Genomic DNA, 19,302 nt, shown 5'->3' with positions numbered 1-19,302 from the left:
AGAGAGCGTTTAAATGAATATTTTTTTAAAAAAATTTTTAAAACCTCGTATAGTAGATATTCAACAAATTAGTGCTACTAATATGAAAGTTGTTTTAGAACCTTTAGAGAAAGGTTTTGGTTATACTCTTGGGAATGCATTACGAAGAATTTTACTTTCTTCTATGCCAGGTTATGCGATTACTGAGGTATTTATTGATGGTATATTACATGAATATAGTTCTAAAGAAGGTGTACAAGAAGATATTTTACAAATATTGTTAAATTTAAAATCTTTAGCAATTAGAGTATATGGCCAAGAGACAGTGATGTTAAAATTAGTTAAAAAAGGGCGTGGTCCAGTTTTTGCATCTGATATTATTTACGATGAGAATGTTGAAATTGTTAATTCAAATCAAATTATTTGTCATTTAACGCATGAAACATCATCTATTGTTATGAGTATAAAAGTTGAATATGGTATTGGATATGTTCCTGCAACATCTCGAGTTAAACGGAGTCATAAAAGTAGAAATCTTGGATATATGCTATTAGATGCTTGTTATAGTCCTATAGAACGTGTTTCATATTCTGTTGAATCTATTAGAGTCGAAAATCGTATTGATTTAGATCGATTAATTATTGAATTAGATACTAATGGAACAATTGATCCTGAAGAAGCGATTCGTTATTCTGCAACAATATTAACAGATCAGTTACAATCATTTGTCGATTTATGTATCTCTTCAAATGTGGAATCGGCAGACAAGTCATCAGAGTTTGAACCAATTTTGTTAAGATTAGTGGATGATTTAGAATTGACAGTGCGTTCAGCTAATTGCTTAAAGGCAGAGTCTGTTCGTTATATTGGTGATTTAGTGCAAAAAACTGAAATAGAGTTGTTAAGAACACCAAATTTAGGTAAAAAGTCTTTAGCGGAAATTAAAGATATATTATCTTCGAGAGGATTGTCTTTAGGCATGAAATTGAAAAATTGGCCGCCTAAAAGTATTACTAAAAAATAAAACTTGTTTATTTAATATCTTGATATATTTGATATAAGGGTATTTATGAGACATAGAAAAAGTGGACGTTGTTTAAACCGTAATTCCAGTCATTTGAGATCGATGTTTAGTAATATGGTATGTTCATTATTACAATATGAAATTATTCAGACCACTTTACCTAAGGCTAAAGAATTACGTATGATTGTTGAACCGTTAATTACTGTGTCTAAAGTGGATAATGTAAGTAATAGGAGATTGGTGTTTTCTCAAATTCGTAATAAAGTGATTGTACATAAGTTATTTAGTAATATTGGTCCATATTTTGTAGATCGTCCTGGAGGTTATACACAAATTTTAAAATGTGGATTTCGAACGGGTGATCAAGCTCCTATGGCTTATATTCGGTTAACTCATCGTGGATAAATATTCAAATTGATATTTTTTTAATTTTATTTTTATGTTTATTTTTTATTGTTTAAAATTTTTTTTTTAAAAAATATTTTTTGGTGGGAGTTAATAAATTCGGATACTTGTATAATTTTTTTTCCTGGTATTTGGATTTTTGTAATATTTATTATATTTTTGATTGTTTGTATTTGAATTCCTTTATTATTGATTTTAATAATTTCGCCAATTTGATATTTTTTTTTGTTTTTTAAAATTTTTACTTCTAAGATTTTAATGTTTTTATTTTTAATTGTAATATATGTTCCTGGATTAGGGTTTAAAGAGCGTATCATTTTTTCTATATTTTTTGCGCTTATAAAAAAGTTTATTTCAGCCATTTTTTTTGTGGTTTTTATTGCATACGTTGTGTGTTTATGATTTTGTTCTTGAGGTATATATTTTTTATTATGTATATTATTAATGATATTTAATATTTTTTGTATACCGATATTAGATAATTTTTTTGTTAAACTGGTTATTGTTTCATTTTTTTTAATATTATATGGTTTTTGGTATAATATTTTTCCTGTATCTATTTGTTTGTCCATTTGTATTATTGTAATTCCTGTTTTGTGGTCTCCATTCAATATGGACCATTGTATAGGAGCTGCTCCCCTTAATTGGGGAAGTAATGAAGTATGTATATTAATAAATTGTTTTGGGAATATATTTAATATATCTTTTGGTATAATAATTCCGTATGCAATCACAATAATGATATTGGATATTATTTTTCTAATTTTTTTTAATATTTTTTTTTTTTTTAATGATTTAGGTGTTAGTATTGGTATATTATAATTGTTGGATAATATTTGTATGGGTGATATATTGTTTTTTGTTTTTTTTTTTGTTAATATGACTGATACTGTATGATGTGAAAGTAATAATAGATTTAAATAATGTGCAGAAAAGTCCATTGTTCCTGCAAAAATTATTTTTAATGGTTTTTCGTGATGATATTTATGGGACATAATTTTTTCCTTTAAATAGAAATATTTTAGTAATCTATTAATAATTTTCCTGTTAAATGATCTATTTCGTGTTGTATACAAATGGATAATAATGATTCAGCTTGTAAGGTAATTTTTTTTCCATAATAATTTAATGCTTGAATTTTAATTATTTTTGATCGAATAATTTTTTTATTTATGCCTGGAAGTGATAAACATCCTTCTATTGTACTGGTTGTATCGTATGTATAGATTATTTTGGGGTTAATCAAAACTAATTGATCATTGTATGGATGAATTTTATCAATAACTATAATCTTTAAATTGATATTGACTTGTGTTGCTGCTAATCCAATACCTTGGTGTTTATACATAGTTTCAAACATATTATTAATAATATTTTGTATTTTTTTATTGATTTTATTTACGGGTTGTGCTATTCGTCTTAATCTTTTATCTGGGTATTTTAGTATTTTTAAAATGGACATATTTTTTAAATGTTAAAGTGTTTTATATATTATAATTTTTCTTCAGATAATATATTAAATATTTTATATAGTTTAATCATATAATAATTTTAAAATGGTGATATTTTATGAATAGAATATTTATTTATTATTTTAATTTATTTTTTATTGATGGTAATTATAAAATTATTATATTTTGGAATATTTAATATGATTTATCTTCAGAAAGGTAATTATGTACTTTTTGGTAATCCTGTACAGCATTCTAAGTCGCCAATAATTTATCATTTATTTGCTCAACAGGTAAATTTAGATTTTTGTTATAATATTCAAAACGTTGAGAATAATAGTTTTTATAAAGTTATTGATATTTTTTTTAAGTCTCGAGGTTTAGGAGCTAATATTACAGTTCCTTTTAAAAAAAAAGCATATAATTTTGCTCATTTATTGACAAAAAGAGCTTATATTTCTGGTGCAGTCAATACACTAAAAATGATGGAAAATAAACAAATTTTAGGTGATAATACGGATGGTATTGGATTGTTGTATGATTTGAGGAGATTAAATTATATCAATGCAGGGTTTCATATTCTTGTTATTGGTTCTGGTGGGGCGGCTAGAGGAATTATACCGTATTTATTATATTCCAATTGTTTTGTTTATGTTTTAAATCGTACAGTAGAAAATGCTAATAATATCGTATCATGTTTTCAACATTTAGGATTTATTAAGGTTATTGAATTATGCCAACTCAATAGAGTGAGATATAATTTAGTAATTCATACAACTTCTTTTGTTACTCATAAAAATGATGATTTTTTTATTCCTTCTATGTCGTTTGATTCTAATAAAACAAGTTTTTATGATATTTGTTATAGTGATGATTTGACGTTTTTTTTAAAATGGTGTAAAAATTTAGGAGCAAGATGTTATTCTGATGGTATTGGTATGTTAGTTAGTCAAGCAGCATATTCTTTTTATTGTTGGAATCGTATATTACCTAATATTGAGTTAGTAATTAATTTTTTAAATCGAAATAAGACATATAGAATAAAAAAATAAAATAATTTATAATATAAAAAACTTGACTTTTTTATAGTATTCTGTAACAATTATAAATTGTAATTATTGAATTTATATATTTTATTATTTGTATATTAAAATAATATTTTATTATTTTTGTCCCCTTCGTCTAGAGGTCTAGGACATCGCCCTTTCATGGCGGCAACAGGGGTTCAAATCCCCTAGGGGACGCGAAAATAATTAATATTTAAATTTTTATATATAAAGTTTTATACTTTAATTCAATAATGTGTTATTATGTTTTATAGTTTTTAGTTTGTATTAGTATGAATTTTTTCATATGTTCTTTTACAATATAAATTAATAAAAACACCTGTGGGTTGTAAGGTTAAGTAATTAAGCGTATATGGTGGATGCCTTGGCAATCAGAGGCGATGAAGGACGTGCTAATCTGCGAAAATCATCGGTGAGTTGATAAGAAACGTTATTAACCGGTGGTGTCCGAATGGGGAAACCCGATGTATTAGAAATAATATGTCATTGTCAATTAAATAAATAGATTGGCAAAGCTAACCAAGAGAATTGAAACATCTAAGTATCTTGAGGAAAAGAAATCAATTGAGATTCCCTTAGTAGTGGCGAGCGAAAAGGGAAAAGCCTAGAGTTATAATCTTTTTTATTTTTAGTAGAATATTTTGGAAAAAATAGCGAAACATGGTGATAGCCCAGTATACGAAAAAAATAATATTAGTGGACTCAAAAAGTAAAACGGGACACGAGAAATCTTGTTTGAAGATGGGGGGACCATCCTCCAAGGCTAAATACTCCTGATTGACCGATAGTGAACTAGTACCGTAAGGGAAAGGCGAAAAGAACCCCGGTTAGGGGAGTGAAATAGATCCTGAAACCGTATACGTACAATCAGTAGGAGCCTAATTTATCAGGTGACTGCGTACCTTTTGTATAATGGGTCAGCGACTTGTACTTTGTAGCAAGGTTAACCAATATAGGGGAGCCGTAGGGAAACCGAGTCTGAAATGGGCTATAGTTTCAAGGTACAGACCCGAAACCCGGTGATCTAGCTATGGGCAGGTTGAAGGTTAGGTAAAACTAATTGGAGGACCGAACCGACTGATGTTGAAAAATCAGCGGATGACCTGTGGTTAGGGGTGAAAGGCCAATCAAACCGGGAGATAGCTGGTTCTCCTCGAAAGCTATTTAGGTAGCGCCTCGTGAATTCATCTTCAGGGGTAGAGCACTGTTTCGGTTAGGGGGTCATACCGACTTACCAATCCGATGCAAACTCCGAATACTGAAAAATGTTATCACGGGAGACACACAGCGGGTGCTAACGTTCGTTGTGGAAAGGGAAACAACCCAGATCACCAGCTAAGGTCCCAAAATTATAGTTAAGTGGGAAACGATGTGGGAAGTCATAGACAACCAGGATGTTGGCTTAGAAGCAGCCATCATTTAAAGAAAGCGTAATAGCTCACTGGTCAAGTCGGCCTGCGCGGAAGATGTAACGGGGCTAAAACTATATACCGAAGCTGTGACAATATAAAATAATTTCTTTTTTTTTATTGGGTAGAGGAGCGTTCTGTAAGCTGTTGAAGAAGTATTGTGAAATACTTTGGAGGTATCAGAAGTGCGAATGCTGACATGAGTAACGATAAAACAGGTGAAAAACCTGTTCGCCGAAAAACCAAGGTTTCCTGTCCAACGATAATCGGGGCAGGGTAAGCCGATTCCTAAGGTGAGGCCGAAAGGCGTAATCGATGGTAAACAGGTTAATATTCCTGTGCTTAATGTTACTGCGAAGGGAGGACGGAGAAGGTTAGATTATCCAGGCGTTTGGTTGTCCTGGTTTAAGCGTGTAGATTGAATAGTTAGGAAAATCCGATTATTCTTAAGATTAAGACGTGATGACGAATTACTACGGTAATGAAGTAATTAATACCATGCTTCCAAGAAAATTCTCTAAGCAAGAGGTAGCATTAAATCGTACCCAAAACCGACACAGGTGGTTAAGTAGAGAATACTAAGGCGCTTGAGAGAACCCAGGTGAAGGAACTAGGCAAAATGATGCCGTAACTTCGGGAGAAGGCATGCTAATTGTAAGTGATGAAATTTACTTTTTGAGCTGAAATTAGTCGAAGATACCAGCTAGCTGCAACTGTTTATTAAAAACACAGCACTGTGCAAACATGAAAATGGAAGTATACGGTGTGACGCCTGCCCGGTGCCGGAAGGTTAATTAAAGGAGTTAAAGGAAACTTGAAGCTCTGGATTGAAGCCCCGGTAAACGGCGGCCGTAACTATAACGGTCCTAAGGTAGCGAAATTCCTTGTCGGGTAAGTTCCGACCTGCACGAATGGCGTAATGATGGCTAGGCTGTCTCCACCTGGGACTCAGTGAAATTGAAATTGCTGTGAAGATGCAGTATACCCGCGGCAAGACGGAAAGACCCCGTGAACCTTTACTATAGCTTGATATTGAATATTGATTTTTGATGTGTAGGATAGGTGGGAGACTAAGAAGTTAAGTCGTAAGGCTTAATGGAGTTGTCCTTGAAATACCACCCTTTGAAATTTAGTATTCTAACCTGATTCCGTAATCCGGAATAGAGACAGTGTCTGGTGGGTAGTTTGACTGGGGCGGTCTCCTCCTAAAGAGTAACGGAGGAGTACAAAGATTGGCTAATCACGGTCGGAAATCGTGAGGTTAGTGCAAAGGCATAAGCCAGTTTAACTGTGAGCGTGATGACGCGAGCAGATGCGAAAGCAGGTCTTAGTGATCCGGTGGTTCTGTATGGAAGGGCCATCGCTCAACAAATAAAAGGTACTCCGGGGATAACAGGCTAATATCGCCCAAGAGTTCATATCGACGGCGGTGTTTGGCACCTCGATGTCGGCTCATCACATCCTGGGGCTGAAGCAGGTCCCAAGGGTATGGCTGTTCGCCATTTAAAGTGGTACGCGAGCTGGGTTTAGAACGTCGTGAGACAGTTCGGTCCCTATCTGCCGTGGGCGTAGGAAGATTGAGGGGAGCTACTTCTAGTACGAGAGGACCGAAGTGGACGCATCACTGGTGTTCGGGTTGTCATGCCAATGGCATTGCCCGGTAGCTATATGCGGAAAAGATAAGCGCTGAAAGCATCTAAGCACGAAGCTTACCCCAAGATTAGTCTTCCCTGAGACGAAAGTTTACTGAAGGGACGTTGAAGACTACAACGTTGATAGGCTGGATGTGTAAGCATAGTGATATGTTGAGCTAACCAGTACTAATGACCCGAGAGGCTTAATCTTACAACACCAGAGTTGTTTTTATTAATTTTATATTTTTAAAATTATTAGTAAAAATAAGTTGAAGATATAATTTTTAATATCCTGATGACTATAGTGTAATGGTACCACCTGATCCCATACCGAACTCAGAAGTGAAACATTATAACGCCGATGGTAGTACAGGGTTTCCCTGTGTGAGAGTAGGACATTATCAGGATATTGAAGTATTATTTTATTTTTTATAGAATTATAAAATTATAAAATTATAAAATTATAAAATTATAAAATTATAAAATTATAAAATTATAAAATTATAAAATTATAGAATTATAGAATTATATTATTCATTAATATTGGTAAATGTGAATATTGTATACTGATTACAGTAAAAGGTTATAATTTTTTTTATGATATAGTATGAATTCGTAATTAATATTATTTATTTTTATTTATATATTTTATTTTAAAATATCTTCATTATTATAATAGTAATTGTATTTTACTATAATTTTGTATTGAATTTTTTAATACATTTTTATATATAAAAATTAGTTTTTTATTATTTTTTTTATTTTTTCAAGGTTGAAGTACAGAGATGTCCAAGATTAAAGGGAATGTGAAGTGGTTTAATGAATCAAAAGGGTTTGGATTTATTACTCCAGAAGATGGTAGTAAAGATGTTTTTGTGCATTTTTCAGCTATACAGAGTAATGGTTTTAAGACTTTATCAGAAGGTCAAAGTGTTGAATTTGAGATTACTGAAGGTGCTAAGGGCCCATCAGCAGCTAATGTGGTTAGCTTATAATTTATATAAATAAATAAATTTTAAAAAATTTTAAATAAACTTTTTTCCACAGTTCGATTATTTTAGTATCGTTCTGTGGCATAAATAAATATTTTTTAATATTTTTTATATTTTAGATAAAATTGGAATTATTTTAAATATTTATATCTATATTTAATATTTTTTTTCATATTATAGAGTATATAATGTTAAAAATTTTTAATACGTTAACTAGAAAAAAAGATTTTTTTTTTTCTGTGTGTTCAAAAAAAATCAATATGTATGTATGTGGTATTACTGTATATGATTCTTGTCATATAGGTCATGGACGTACATTTACTATTTTTGATGTGATACTAAAATATTTTAAACATTGTCAATATAAAGTAAAATATGTTCGAAATATTACTGATATTGATGATAAAATTATTCAAAAATCAAGAATAAATAAAGAAAATATATATTCTTTGACGCAACGTATGATTTCAAATATGTTGTATGATTTTAAAAAATTAGGCATTACATTACCTCAATATCAACCTCGTGCTACTAATCATATTAATACTATCATTTATATGATAGAAAAACTTTTAAAAAATAAACATGCTTATATTGCTAAAAATGGGGATGTTGTTTTTTCTATTTCTAGTTATTTAAATTATGGTTCATTTTCAAACCAATCATTAAAAAAATTGAAGTATTTTAATAACATTGATTTATCTAATATTAAACGTGATCGTAAAGACTTTATCTTATGGAAGAAACAAGTTTGTTTAGATGATCCATGTTGGAAATCTCCTTGGGGGTATGGAAGACCAGGATGGCATATTGAATGTTCTGCAATTAATTATGATTATTTTTTAAATAATATTGATATTCATGGAGGAGGTATAGATCTTTTATTTCCTCATCATGAAAATGAAAGAGCTCAATCTATTTGTTTTCATAATACTCAATATGGACATTTCTGGATTCATGTTGGGATGTTATTAGTAAAAAATAAAAAAATGTCAAAATCATTAAATAATGCTCTTATTTTAAAAAAAATTTTAAAAATATATAATTCTGAAGTAGTTCGTTATTTTTTTTTATCTACACATTATAGAAGTCCTTTATATTATTCTCAAGAGAATTTAGAAAAATCAAAAAATGCTTTAATTAAATTATATTTTATTTTGTATACTAGTATGTTAAAAGATAAAGTATTAACAACAAATATATTGTATCAATATAATAATAAGTTTTCTATTTGTTTTTATAGTGCTTTAAATGATGATTTTAATATTCCAAAAGCATTATCAATATTATTTCAATTGGAAAGAAAAATACAGTTTTATTTAAAATATGATAATGTTATTTTAGCTAATCAATTAGCATATCAGCTAAAATATTTAGCTAATATTATTGGTTTATTAGATCAAGATCCTATTAATTTTTTAAATCAATGTCATTTTTTTTGTACATCGTATAGTTTACAGCAACATGATAATTATATTATAGATATAATTAGAAAGCGTAATATTGCAAGAAAATATAAATTATGGGAAAAAGCTGATAAATTACGTGATAAATTGTATGCATTAAATGTTATTTTCCAAGATACTAAGGATGGTACATTATGGAAAAATAGATATTTTTAATTGTCATATTGATATTTTTTATGATATGCTTCTAATGTATTTTGTAATAAACTAGATATAGTCATTGGTCCTACTCCTCCAGGAACAGGGGTTATATATGATGCTTTATTAAGACAAGAACGAAAGTTAACATCTCCTATAATCATATTATTATATAATTTATTAATACCAATATCAATAATGATTACTCCAGGTTTAATATGTTTTCCATTTAAAAAGTTAGGTTTACCAATAGCAATAATAATTAAATCAGCTGTTTTTAAATGTTGTTTTAAGTTTTTAGTAAATTGATGAGTTATAGTAACTGTACAATTATATAATAGTAATTCTAATAACATAGGTTTTCCAACAATATTAGATGTTCCAATTATGACAACGTTGAAATTATTTATTTTAATTTTATATTTTCTTAACAGTGTTATTATACCTCTAGAAGTACACGGTCTTAATTTTGGTGTTTGTTGTAGTAAACAACCAATATTATACGGATGTAATCCATCAACATCTTTACTTGGTTTAATGTGTTGTATAATTTTATTAATATTTATATGTTTTGGTAATGGAAATTGTATTAATATACCATCTATATTGGTGTCATTATTTATGGTATGAATAATATTAATAATTTTACTTTCTTTTTCAAAATTATTTAAATGCCATTCTTGTGACATAAAACCTATTTCTTTACAAACTTTTTTTTTTTTTTGACATATAATTGTGAAGGTTTTTGATTACCCATCCAAATAACTGCTAAACCTGGAATTCGATTTTTCAGTTTAATTTCTTTTGTGACTTTTTTTTTTATTTTTTTAATTATTTTTGATGCAATAATTGATCCATCAAGAATTCTTGTGTACATGTTTTGCCTTGAGATAATTTTATTGGTATATTTTCATAAAATAGTATACTATAATATAGTATTTTATAATAATATAGTTATTTTAATATGCGCCCTTAGCTCAGTTGGATAGAGCAACGGCCTTCTAAGCCGTAGGTCATAGGTTCAAATCCTATAGGGCGTATTTTTTTCAAAAATTATTATATTTTATTACTATGAATTATATATAGTGTTTAAATTTTTATTTTAAATTTATATTAAATAGTTTTATTTAATTTTTAATATTATATATATTATTTATTGAATATTTAAAATAAAAAAATTTTTTATTTTTATATTAATATAATTTCTTATATAATATTTTAATAGTATTTTTATTTTTTATTCATGTATATAATATGATAATACTTGTATATTGCTATTATATTATGTATTTGTTTGAGTGATATAAGATAAAAATAATAGTTGTATTTTGTGTTATTTTTTATGAATTCAGAAGAATTGTATTTATTTTTTTAATAAAATCATTAGGATTATCTAATGATCCTCGTTCTGATAATAATGCTTCTTCAAATAAGATATTAATCCAAATATTAATAGTTTCATCATTTTTTATATCAGCAATTTTTTGGATTAACTTATGATTGGGATTAATTTCTAATATATATTTTATATTAGGAATATTTTGACCTGCTGCCATAAATAGTTTAGACATTTGAGTACTCATGGTGTCTTTTTCGACAAGTAATATAGCAGGAGTATCAATTAATCGATAGCTGAATTGTACTGTTTTAATTTTATCTTTTAATACTTGTTGAATTTTAATTAGCAATTCGTTCATTTTTTTTGATTTTTGGTTTATTTGAGGTTTTATATTAATTATTTGATTTAAATCATCATCTATTTTATTTATTGATTGAAATTTTTTACCTTTAAATTCCGTCAAATAATTCATCATCCATTCGTCAATTCGGTCGGATAATAATAATACATCGATATTTTTCTTTTTAAAAATTTCTAGATGTGGACTGGTATATGCTGTAGCATAACTATCAGAAGTTAAAAAATATATTTTTTTTTGATTTTGAGACATATTGGTAATATATTGATTTAAGGATAAATTTTGTTCGATACAATTAGATTGTATGGATGTAAATCTAAGTAACTCAGCGATTTGTTCTTGGTTTTGTATATCTTCTGCAATTCCTTCTTTTAAAATTAGTCCAAATTCTTTCCAAAATATTTTATATTTTTTTTCATTTTTCGTTAGTTGTTTAATTAATTTTAATGTTCTTTTTGTTATAGATTTTTTTAGTTGATTAGTAATATTGTTTTCTTGTAATATTTCTCTTGAGATGTTTAAAGGTAAATCATTTGTGTCTAAAATACCTTTAATAAATCTTAAATAATTTGGTAAAAATTGATCTGCATCATCCATAATATAAATTTTTTTAATATATAGTTTTAATCCATTTTTTTGATCACGATTCCAAATATTTAAGTTAGATTTACTTGGAATATATATTAGAATAGTATATTCTTGTGTTCCTTCTATTTTATTATGACTCCAAATAATAGGATCATTAATATCTTGTGTTATATGTTTATAAAAATTTATATATTGATCGTCAGTAATTGTTGATTTATCAACTGTCCATAATGCTTGTGCTTTATTAATTTGTTTCCATGAAAAAATTTTATTTTTTTCGTCATATTCTTGTATTTCTATTGGAATAGAAATATGATCAGAATATTTTTTAATTATATTACATATTTTCCAGTTTTCTAAAAATATAGTTTCTTTTTTTTTTAAATATAATTCAATATCTGTTCCATATTCTTTTTTTTTTATTGAAGTTAGAGTATATTTTCCTTTTCCATCGGATTCCCACATTATACCATTTTTTTCATTTGATTCTTCTGCATGACGTGTTTTTACAATAACTTTTTCTGATACCATAAATGATGAATAAAATCCAACTCCAAATTTTCCAATTAGTTGACTATTTTTTTTATTTTCTTTTTCTAAAGATTGTAAAAATGATTTTGTTCCAGAATTAGCGATAGTACCTAGATTTTTGATTATTTCTTGTTTTGTCATTCCAATACCGTTATCTGAGATAACGATTGTATTTTTTTTTTTATCTAATGATATACGAATATACATATTGCGATGTTGTTTTTTTAAATTTTCATTAGATAAAAATTTAAATTTCATTTTATCAATTGCATCAGATGCATTAGATATTAATTCTCTAATAAAGATTTCTTTGTTAGAATATAAAGAATTAATCATTAAATGTAATAGTTGTTTTGTTTCGGATTGGAAAGAATGTTGTTCTTGTTTATTGATCATAATATTCATACCTTATTGAAATATTTTTTAAATTTTGTAGTTTGTTCATATTATTTGACGGGATTTGTTTCTGTATTTGGAAATGCAATATTTTTTGCAATATTATTAATTTTTTTTTTCTTTTCTTCTTGTATTCGTCTGGATGCATCAGTAAATGCTGCTGCAATTAAATCTTCTAACATTTTTTTTTTATCTTGAGTAATATGTGTATTTATTTCTACATGTTTACAATGATATGCACCATTGATTGTTATTTTTATCATCCCTGCTCCTGATTCTCCTGTAACTTCTATGTTGTCAATTTTATTTTGTATTTTTTGTATATCTTCTTGTACCATATGTGCTTTTTGAATTAAATCTTGAATATTATTTATGTTAAACATATTTTTTATTCCTTATTACTGAAATTAATATAAAAATTGTCATTTTCATAATAATTTTAATATTATATTATTATAAAAAATAACATTAACATACATTTTTGTTATATATTTAAGATATTTAATATAGTTATTTCAATTGCGATTTTAGGGTTAGGGACATATTTTAATGTTTTAATTCCTTGAATGACAATATTATAATACATTTTTAAATCTTGGTAATTAATTATTTTAGATAGTTTATATATTTTTTTTTGATATGATGATTGTATATGATTATTATTGTGGAAACATTTTTTAAAAATAATAATATTATGTAAAATTTTTAATATTTCTGTTAATACTGTGTTTAATTCTACATTACTTTGATATATTTTTTTTAACAATAGCATAAGTTTTGAAATATTTTTTTTGAATAAATATTTAATTATTTTTAATGTTTGTTTTTTACTTAAAGAATTAAATATGTTTAAAATAATTAGTTCTGTTATATTTTTATTACTGGTGATAATAGCTTGTTCAGATAAATTAAGTGCATCTCTTATACTGCCTTGGGATTTTTGAGCAATAATTTTTATTGCTTTTTTTTCAAAATGAATTTTTTCTTTATTCAAAATATTGGATATATGTTGTGTTATTTGAGAAGTTGTTAATTGTTTAAAATGAAAATATATACATCGAGATATAATAGTTTGTGGTATTTTTTCAATTTCTGTTGTGGCTAAAATAAATTTTACATATCTTGGTGGTTCTTCTAAATTTTTTAGTAATGCGTTAAAACTATACTTGGATAACATATGTACTTCATCAATTAAGTATATTTTAAATTTTCCTTTATTTGGTGGGTATTGAATTGTATCTAATAGTTCTTTAATATCTTCAACTTTAGTTTTGGAAGCTGCATCTATTTCTATTAAATCAGGAAAACATCCTCGTTGAATATCTTTACAATTTGTACATATTTGACAAGGATGCATCTTAATTCCAGTTTTGCAATTTAAACTTTTAGCTAATAATCTGGCAAACGTTGTTTTTCCTGTTCCTCTTGTTCCTGATAAGATCCAAGATTGATGTATTTTATTCAATAGAAAACTATTTCTTATAGCAGTTAATATATATTGTTGTCCCATAATTTCAGAAAATGAATTAGGTCTCCATTTTCTTGCGAGTATTTGATATTGCATATTTTTATGTAAATTATATTATTGTTATGTATTATAATAATATTTAAATTTTTTATTATAAAATAATAGAATATGTTTTATTTTATAAAAAAAATATATTATTATAATTATATATTTTAAAATATTATTATATTAATTATAATATAATTAAATGGTATTTTAATATTTAAATATTTTTTATATTTTTAAAATATTAAATTTTATAATTTGTTAATATTGAATATATATAATTTAGTTTTTATAATGATCATTTATATGATATTTACAATTTTATAAATATTAATTATATAAATATTATTTTTAAAAAATTTATGAATGATACATATCATAATATATTCCTTTTTTTTGTATTAATTTTTTATGATTTCCTTGTTCAATAATTTTGCCTTGTTGTAGAACTACAATATTATCAGCATTAATAATAGTAGATAATCTGTGTGCAATAATAATTAAAGTAGAGTATTTTTTTATTGATAATAGGATATTTTGTATTGATTGTTCTGTTTCAGGATCTATATTTGATGTTGCTTCATCTAATATTAGGATTTTTGGATTTAATATTAATATTCTGGCAATAGAAATCAATTGTTTTTGACCAGATGATAAATGATGACTTGATTGCAATAATGTTGTGTTGAGTCCATCTGACATAGATTTAAAAAAAGAATGTAATTTTGTTTTTTTTAGAATTGTCCATACTTTTTTTTCTGATATTTTTTTACCCAATGTAATATTTGATAAAATGGTTCCAGTAAAAATTGTTGGTTCTTGTTGTACCATATATATTCCATTTCTTAAGGCATGATAACTTAATTGTTTTAATGGACGTTGGTCGATTATAATTGATCCTTGATATTTAGGATAATAACCCATGATTAAATTTGCTAAAGTGCTTTTTCCACTTCCTGTATGTCCAATTAAAGCAGTAAAACTTTTTGAAGGAATATTTAAGTTAATATTCTTTAAAATAATAGGTGATTTTTTTTGATATGAAAAATTTAAATTACTGATTTGTATATTTCCAGTTTTTAATGGTTTGAGGTCATATCCATATTGTTGTTTTTTTGAATCGATAAGTTTAAAAATTCTTTCTCCAGCAACTAGAGATTGTTGTAAAATAGATTGTTGTGTGGTAATAGAAATTAAAGGTTCATTTAATCTATTTAAATAGCTAATAAATGCATATAGTATGCCTACTGTAAAAGCACCTACAGGCGATAAACTAAATAAAGTTATTAATTCGCATAATACTATTGAAGAAAATAAGTTTAATAAAGGTCTTAACAACAATCCATCAATTTTTAATATTTTCATTTTTTCATTATAATTTAATTTACTAGTATTTTCGATAGATTTTTTAAATCTTGATTGTTGTACAAATTGTTGTATAATTAACATTCCATTGATTATTTCGTTAAATTCGTTATTAATTTTTGCTAAATATGATCGGATAGTTCGTAATATTGGTGTGCTATAATATTGATATATACATATTACTATGATAACTAATGGAAATAATGTCATAGATACTAATGCCATTTTCCATTGCATAATTAACATAGTAATAGACATAATAAATATTAGTGAAAGACTACGAAATATTGTATTTAATACAGTATCATATAATTCTTTAATAGCTTCTGTATCATTAGTAATTTTTGATGTAATTTTACCAATAGGTTGTGCATGAAAATTTTGTAATGGTTGTAATAGTGCAGATTCCATGACTTCTGATCTTATTTTTTCTACAATTTTAATTGCTATTCTATTAAATATTAACATTTGAAAATAATTTAAAATAATAGATATGTTTTGTAATATAATAAATGTAGTAAAAATTATTAAAATTATTTTTTTATTCAAATTATGTTGTGTTAATATGTTATTTAAAAAATAACTTATTAGTACTGGTCCTAATATTTCTGATATAGATGCAATCAATAAAAAAAAAAAAGCTAATAAAAATAGTTTTTTCCAACGAATTCCATAAGTCAAAAGACGTTTTAGAATTGGCCAACCTTTAAAGAAATTAGCCATTATTATGTTCCTTGTATTGATTAAAGTTAGTAATTTATAATTAATTTTTGTTGATTATACATTTTATTATACCAATTGTTATATTGCATTAATTTTTTATGTGTTCCAGATTGAACAATAGATCCATTGTCTAAAATGAATATGTTATCTACTTGATTAAATATTGATAATTTATGCGATGTAAGAATAATAGTGTGTTTATTTTTTTTCCAATATTTGATATTTTTTAATATTCTGTTTTGTGTTTGACCATCTATTGCTGATAATGCATCATCTAATATTAAAATTTCTGATTGTAATAATAATGCTCTGGCAATAGAAATTCTTTGTTTTTGTCCTCCTGATAACATAATACCTCTTTCACCTATATGAGTATGATAACCATCAGGAAAATTTATAATATCTTGATGTATATTAGCTAATTTTGCGACATATTCTATATCGTTTTGTGATGCGTTAGGATGACCTAATGTAATATTATTTTTTATAGTGTTTGAAAATAAAATGGTATTTTGATTTACGACAGATATTTTTTTTTTCCAACAAATATTTTTAAAATTAGATATTGAAGATTTATTATATAAAATATCTCCTTTGATAATATTAAAATTACCTTGAATAAGATTTAATAAAGTGCTTTTTCCACTTCCTGTTGGTCCACATAATCCGATAATTTGATTAAAATCGATTTTAATAGAAATATTTTTTAATATAGTTTTGTTATGATTAGGAAATTTAAATTTTAATATGTTAATAATTAATTTTCCATGTTTATCTAAAATTGTTTGATTTCCATTAGGGATGAAAAAATCTTTATTTATAATAGATTGAATTCTATTCCATGCTGCACCACCTCTTTCTAAGATATTAAACATCCATGCTAATGCTAATGTTGGCCAAATCATTAATCCAAGATACATCATGAAACTGGTTAGTTGACCAAGTGTAATAATATTTTTCCAAACTAGTAAACTTCCAAAGGTAATAGCTAATAAATTAGATGATACAATTGCGCTATGTATTGTTGGATCAAATTTAGCATCTATTTTAGATACTTGTATATGTTTTTTACTAGTATATTTAGCAATGGTTTTAAATTTTTTCATTTCATTTTGTTCTAAACCAAATCCTTTAATGGTATGAATATTTGTTAAACTTTCTTGTGTTTGATTATTTAATTGAGAAAATGATGCTTGTGATTTTTTAAAAGCATAATGTAATTGTTTTCCAAATTTTGTAATAATGATCGCCATAATTGGCATAGGTAATAATGCAACAATTGTCAAGAATAAATTAATTTGTGTAATCATTATGATTAATACTGAACATCCTGTTATTAAAGAGTCTACTAATGTTAAGACACCTTCACCTGCTGCAAATACTACTCTATCTACATCACTAGTTGCTCGTGCCATAAGATCACCAGTACGGTGATTAAGATAAAATATTGTGTTTTTTTTACTTAAATATGAATATATTTTTACTCTAAGTTCGACCGCCAATTGGTATGCTGCGCCGAATAATAAAATTCTCCATATATATCTTAAAATATATATTGAAAAAGATGTTAATATAATTATACTAATCCAGTAATATAATTTGATATTATATTGTTTATTTAAAATAGAATCTATTAATATTCCTACTAATTTGGGTGGTAAAAGTTGAAGAATAGATATAATAATTAGTAAGATAGTAGATCCGATATATCTTTTCCATTCTTTAATGAAATACCAATTGATTTGATAAAATAATTTCACACAATATCCTAATTTATATTAATTTCAATTAAAATATTATTATGATATAATATATTTTTGTGTTATAAAAAAATTTTTAATTTATGTATTATTTTATATATAATTTTTATATTCTATAATATAAAAAAATTAATAGTATAATGTAAATGGTATTATTTAATAGTGTTTTCATATCATTTTGATTTTTGTTTTTTTTAAGTCTTGAGAATACTGTTTTTTTTATTGTTGTTTAAAATATTGTTATACTCTATTTTTTTATTTTAATAATTAATATATCTTCATTATTTTTTTAATTAATATATATTGTTTTTTTGTGAGGTTTAAAAAATTTAAAAATGAAAATATATTATTTTCTCATTTTTATGAGAATATATTTAAATAAAATTATAATTTAATTGATTTTTTTAGATAAAAAATAATTATTTTTTTGTAATTGATGTACACGTTGAGAATTATTATTATGAATTTTTTGTTTTGTTTTTTTATTTTAATAGATTGAATAATTGAATTTTTAATTTTTTGTATATATATTATTTTTTGAGGTTGATATTTTATAATATTTAGTATGATAGTATTTTTTTTTATTTAATGATAATAGTATTGTTTGATTTTTAAAAATATTTTTTGATACAATATAAAATTTTTGATTATTTGTAAATTAATTATTTTTTTTAATCTTTTTTCTATTATAAAAATATTTATATTGTTTTGTAATATATTGTTTTTGATAATTATGATCAATCACGTGATAATTTTGGTAATATTGAAGGATAGTATTTTATTTTTGTTGTTGTTTTTTATTTCTAGTAGTTAAATGATAAAAAACAATTATGATATTGAATTATATTGGATGTTTTATTCGTTATATTAATTTTTATTTTTTGAACATTTTTATGAATATTATTTTTTTGTATCCACAAAGAGCTTTTTATATTATTTATATTTTTATATTTTAATAACTGATATTTTATCAGATCAAAAATTTTTATTTTGTTTTTTATTTTATTGAGTATTTTTATTCCATCTAATTTATTTTTAATTCTAATGATATTATATTTTTTAATATTATAATAATATATATATTTTTGATATTATAAAGATATTTTGATTTTTTAATATTAAGTATTATTTTTTTTTAATTTAGTAATTTTGATAAAAAAATTT

Annotated in this window: 12 protein-coding genes, 2 tRNA genes, 2 rRNA genes and 1 pseudogene; 9 read left to right on the top strand and 8 right to left on the bottom strand. The window is 25.3% G+C overall.

The features are described from left to right. Positions 1-13 precede the first annotated feature (13 nt). Together D9V79_RS01505 and rplQ are read left to right on the top strand one after the other, a co-directional pair. Positions 14-1,003 carry a DNA-directed RNA polymerase subunit alpha gene (locus D9V79_RS01505; protein ID WP_158351997.1) on the top strand — a complete coding sequence of 330 codons (990 nt, stop codon included), beginning with the start codon at positions 14-16 and terminating at the stop codon, positions 1,001-1,003. Positions 1,004-1,048: 45 nt separating this feature from the next. Continuing rightward, on the top strand, positions 1,049-1,408 hold the full coding sequence (gene rplQ / locus D9V79_RS01500; RefSeq protein WP_158351995.1) for a 50S ribosomal protein L17: 360 nt from the start codon (positions 1,049-1,051) through the stop codon (positions 1,406-1,408). Between the two features lie 38 nt (positions 1,409-1,446). Here the strand turns inward: rplQ and fmt are convergent, their stop codons facing one another. Both fmt and def read right to left on the bottom strand, forming a co-directional pair. After that, entirely contained in the window at positions 1,447-2,403 is a 957-nt protein-coding gene (gene fmt / locus D9V79_RS01495) for a methionyl-tRNA formyltransferase (RefSeq protein WP_158351993.1), read from the bottom strand. Between the two features lie 26 nt (positions 2,404-2,429). Next, a complete protein-coding gene (gene def / locus D9V79_RS01490; protein ID WP_158351990.1) occupies positions 2,430-2,870 on the bottom strand; it encodes a peptide deformylase in 441 nt (146 codons plus the stop codon). 189 nt (positions 2,871-3,059) lie between these two features. Here def and aroE point away from each other — a divergent pair, with 189 nt between their 5' ends. The 6 genes from aroE (at position 3,060) to cysS (ending at position 9,583) form a co-directional block, all read left to right on the top strand. Further along, entirely contained in the window at positions 3,060-3,911 is an 852-nt protein-coding gene (gene aroE / locus D9V79_RS01485) for a shikimate dehydrogenase (protein ID WP_158351988.1), read from the top strand. 119 nt (positions 3,912-4,030) lie between these two features. Next, positions 4,031-4,103 (top strand) — tRNA-Glu (locus D9V79_RS01480). 155 nt (positions 4,104-4,258) lie between these two features. Next, positions 4,259-7,180 (top strand): 23S ribosomal RNA (locus tag D9V79_RS01475). Positions 7,181-7,260: 80 nt separating this feature from the next. Beyond that, positions 7,261-7,376, top strand: a 5S ribosomal RNA gene (gene rrf, locus D9V79_RS01470). A gap of 378 nt (positions 7,377-7,754) precedes the next feature. Further along, complete coding sequence (gene cspE / locus D9V79_RS01465; RefSeq protein WP_158349571.1) at positions 7,755-7,964, top strand: transcription antiterminator/RNA stability regulator CspE; 210 nt, start codon at positions 7,755-7,757, stop codon at positions 7,962-7,964. Positions 7,965-8,149: 185 nt separating this feature from the next. Next, entirely contained in the window at positions 8,150-9,583 is a 1,434-nt protein-coding gene (gene cysS / locus D9V79_RS01460) for a cysteine--tRNA ligase (protein ID WP_158351986.1), read from the top strand. On the opposite strand, the pseudogene folD reads toward cysS, so the two are convergent. Next, positions 9,580-10,442: pseudogene (gene folD / locus D9V79_RS01455) on the bottom strand (bifunctional methylenetetrahydrofolate dehydrogenase/methenyltetrahydrofolate cyclohydrolase FolD). The gene cysS and the pseudogene folD sit on opposite strands and share 4 nt — an antisense overlap. An 89-nt stretch (positions 10,443-10,531) precedes the next feature. On the opposite strand from folD, the gene D9V79_RS01450 reads away from it, so the two are divergent. Further along, positions 10,532-10,605 (top strand) — tRNA-Arg (locus tag D9V79_RS01450). A gap of 300 nt (positions 10,606-10,905) precedes the next feature. Here the strand turns inward: D9V79_RS01450 and htpG are convergent. The 5 genes from htpG to D9V79_RS01425 all read right to left on the bottom strand — a co-directional run bounded on the left by htpG (position 10,906) and on the right by D9V79_RS01425 (position 18,138). Continuing rightward, positions 10,906-12,774: a molecular chaperone HtpG gene (htpG, locus tag D9V79_RS01445; protein ID WP_410051752.1), complete on the bottom strand. Its 1,869-nt coding sequence runs from the start codon at positions 12,772-12,774 to the stop codon at positions 10,906-10,908. A gap of 53 nt (positions 12,775-12,827) precedes the next feature. Beyond that, a complete protein-coding gene (locus tag D9V79_RS01440) occupies positions 12,828-13,160 on the bottom strand; it encodes a YbaB/EbfC family nucleoid-associated protein (protein ID WP_158351982.1) in 333 nt (110 codons plus the stop codon). Positions 13,161-13,261: 101 nt separating this feature from the next. Further along, positions 13,262-14,341, bottom strand: a complete 1,080-nt coding sequence (gene dnaX / locus D9V79_RS01435; protein ID WP_158351980.1) for a DNA polymerase III subunit gamma/tau — start codon at positions 14,339-14,341, stop codon at positions 13,262-13,264. A gap of 309 nt (positions 14,342-14,650) precedes the next feature. Continuing rightward, the gene (locus D9V79_RS01430) at positions 14,651-16,378 is read right to left on the bottom strand and encodes a SmdB family multidrug efflux ABC transporter permease/ATP-binding protein (protein ID WP_158351978.1); all 1,728 of its coding nucleotides are present in this window, start codon (positions 16,376-16,378) and stop codon (positions 14,651-14,653) included. Between the two features lie 26 nt (positions 16,379-16,404). Next, positions 16,405-18,138 carry an ABC transporter transmembrane domain-containing protein gene (locus tag D9V79_RS01425; protein ID WP_158351976.1) on the bottom strand — a complete coding sequence of 578 codons (1,734 nt, stop codon included), beginning with the start codon at positions 18,136-18,138 and terminating at the stop codon, positions 16,405-16,407. Positions 18,139-19,302: the final 1,164 nt, after the last annotated feature.

It is taken from the genome of Buchnera aphidicola (Stegophylla sp.) (assembly GCF_005080785.1).
GTDB lineage: Bacteria > Pseudomonadota > Gammaproteobacteria > Enterobacterales > Enterobacteriaceae > Buchnera_L > Buchnera_L aphidicola_AQ.
Note: the sequence above shows the minus strand (reverse complement) of the source record. Positions and strands in the feature narration are given on the sequence as shown.

Excerpts from the sequence above, each read along its gene's own strand:
- fmt (WP_158351993.1), bottom strand. The coding sequence starts at position 2,403 with ATGTCCCATAAATATCATCACGAAAAACCATTAAAAATAATTTTTGCA.
- aroE (WP_158351988.1), top strand. The coding sequence starts at position 3,060 with ATGATTTATCTTCAGAAAGGTAATTATGTACTTTTTGGTAATCCTGTA.
- cspE (WP_158349571.1), top strand. The coding sequence starts at position 7,755 with ATGTCCAAGATTAAAGGGAATGTGAAGTGGTTTAATGAATCAAAAGGG.
- D9V79_RS01430 (WP_158351978.1), bottom strand. The coding sequence starts at position 16,378 with ATGGCTAATTTCTTTAAAGGTTGGCCAATTCTAAAACGTCTTTTGACT.
- D9V79_RS01505 (WP_158351997.1), top strand. The coding sequence starts at position 14 with ATGAATATTTTTTTAAAAAAATTTTTAAAACCTCGTATAGTAGATATT.
- def (WP_158351990.1), bottom strand. The coding sequence starts at position 2,870 with ATGTCCATTTTAAAAATACTAAAATACCCAGATAAAAGATTAAGACGA.
- D9V79_RS01440 (WP_158351982.1), bottom strand. The coding sequence starts at position 13,160 with ATGTTTAACATAAATAATATTCAAGATTTAATTCAAAAAGCACATATG.
- dnaX (WP_158351980.1), bottom strand. The coding sequence starts at position 14,341 with ATGCAATATCAAATACTCGCAAGAAAATGGAGACCTAATTCATTTTCT.
- rplQ (WP_158351995.1), top strand. The coding sequence starts at position 1,049 with ATGAGACATAGAAAAAGTGGACGTTGTTTAAACCGTAATTCCAGTCAT.
- cysS (WP_158351986.1), top strand. The coding sequence starts at position 8,150 with ATGTTAAAAATTTTTAATACGTTAACTAGAAAAAAAGATTTTTTTTTT.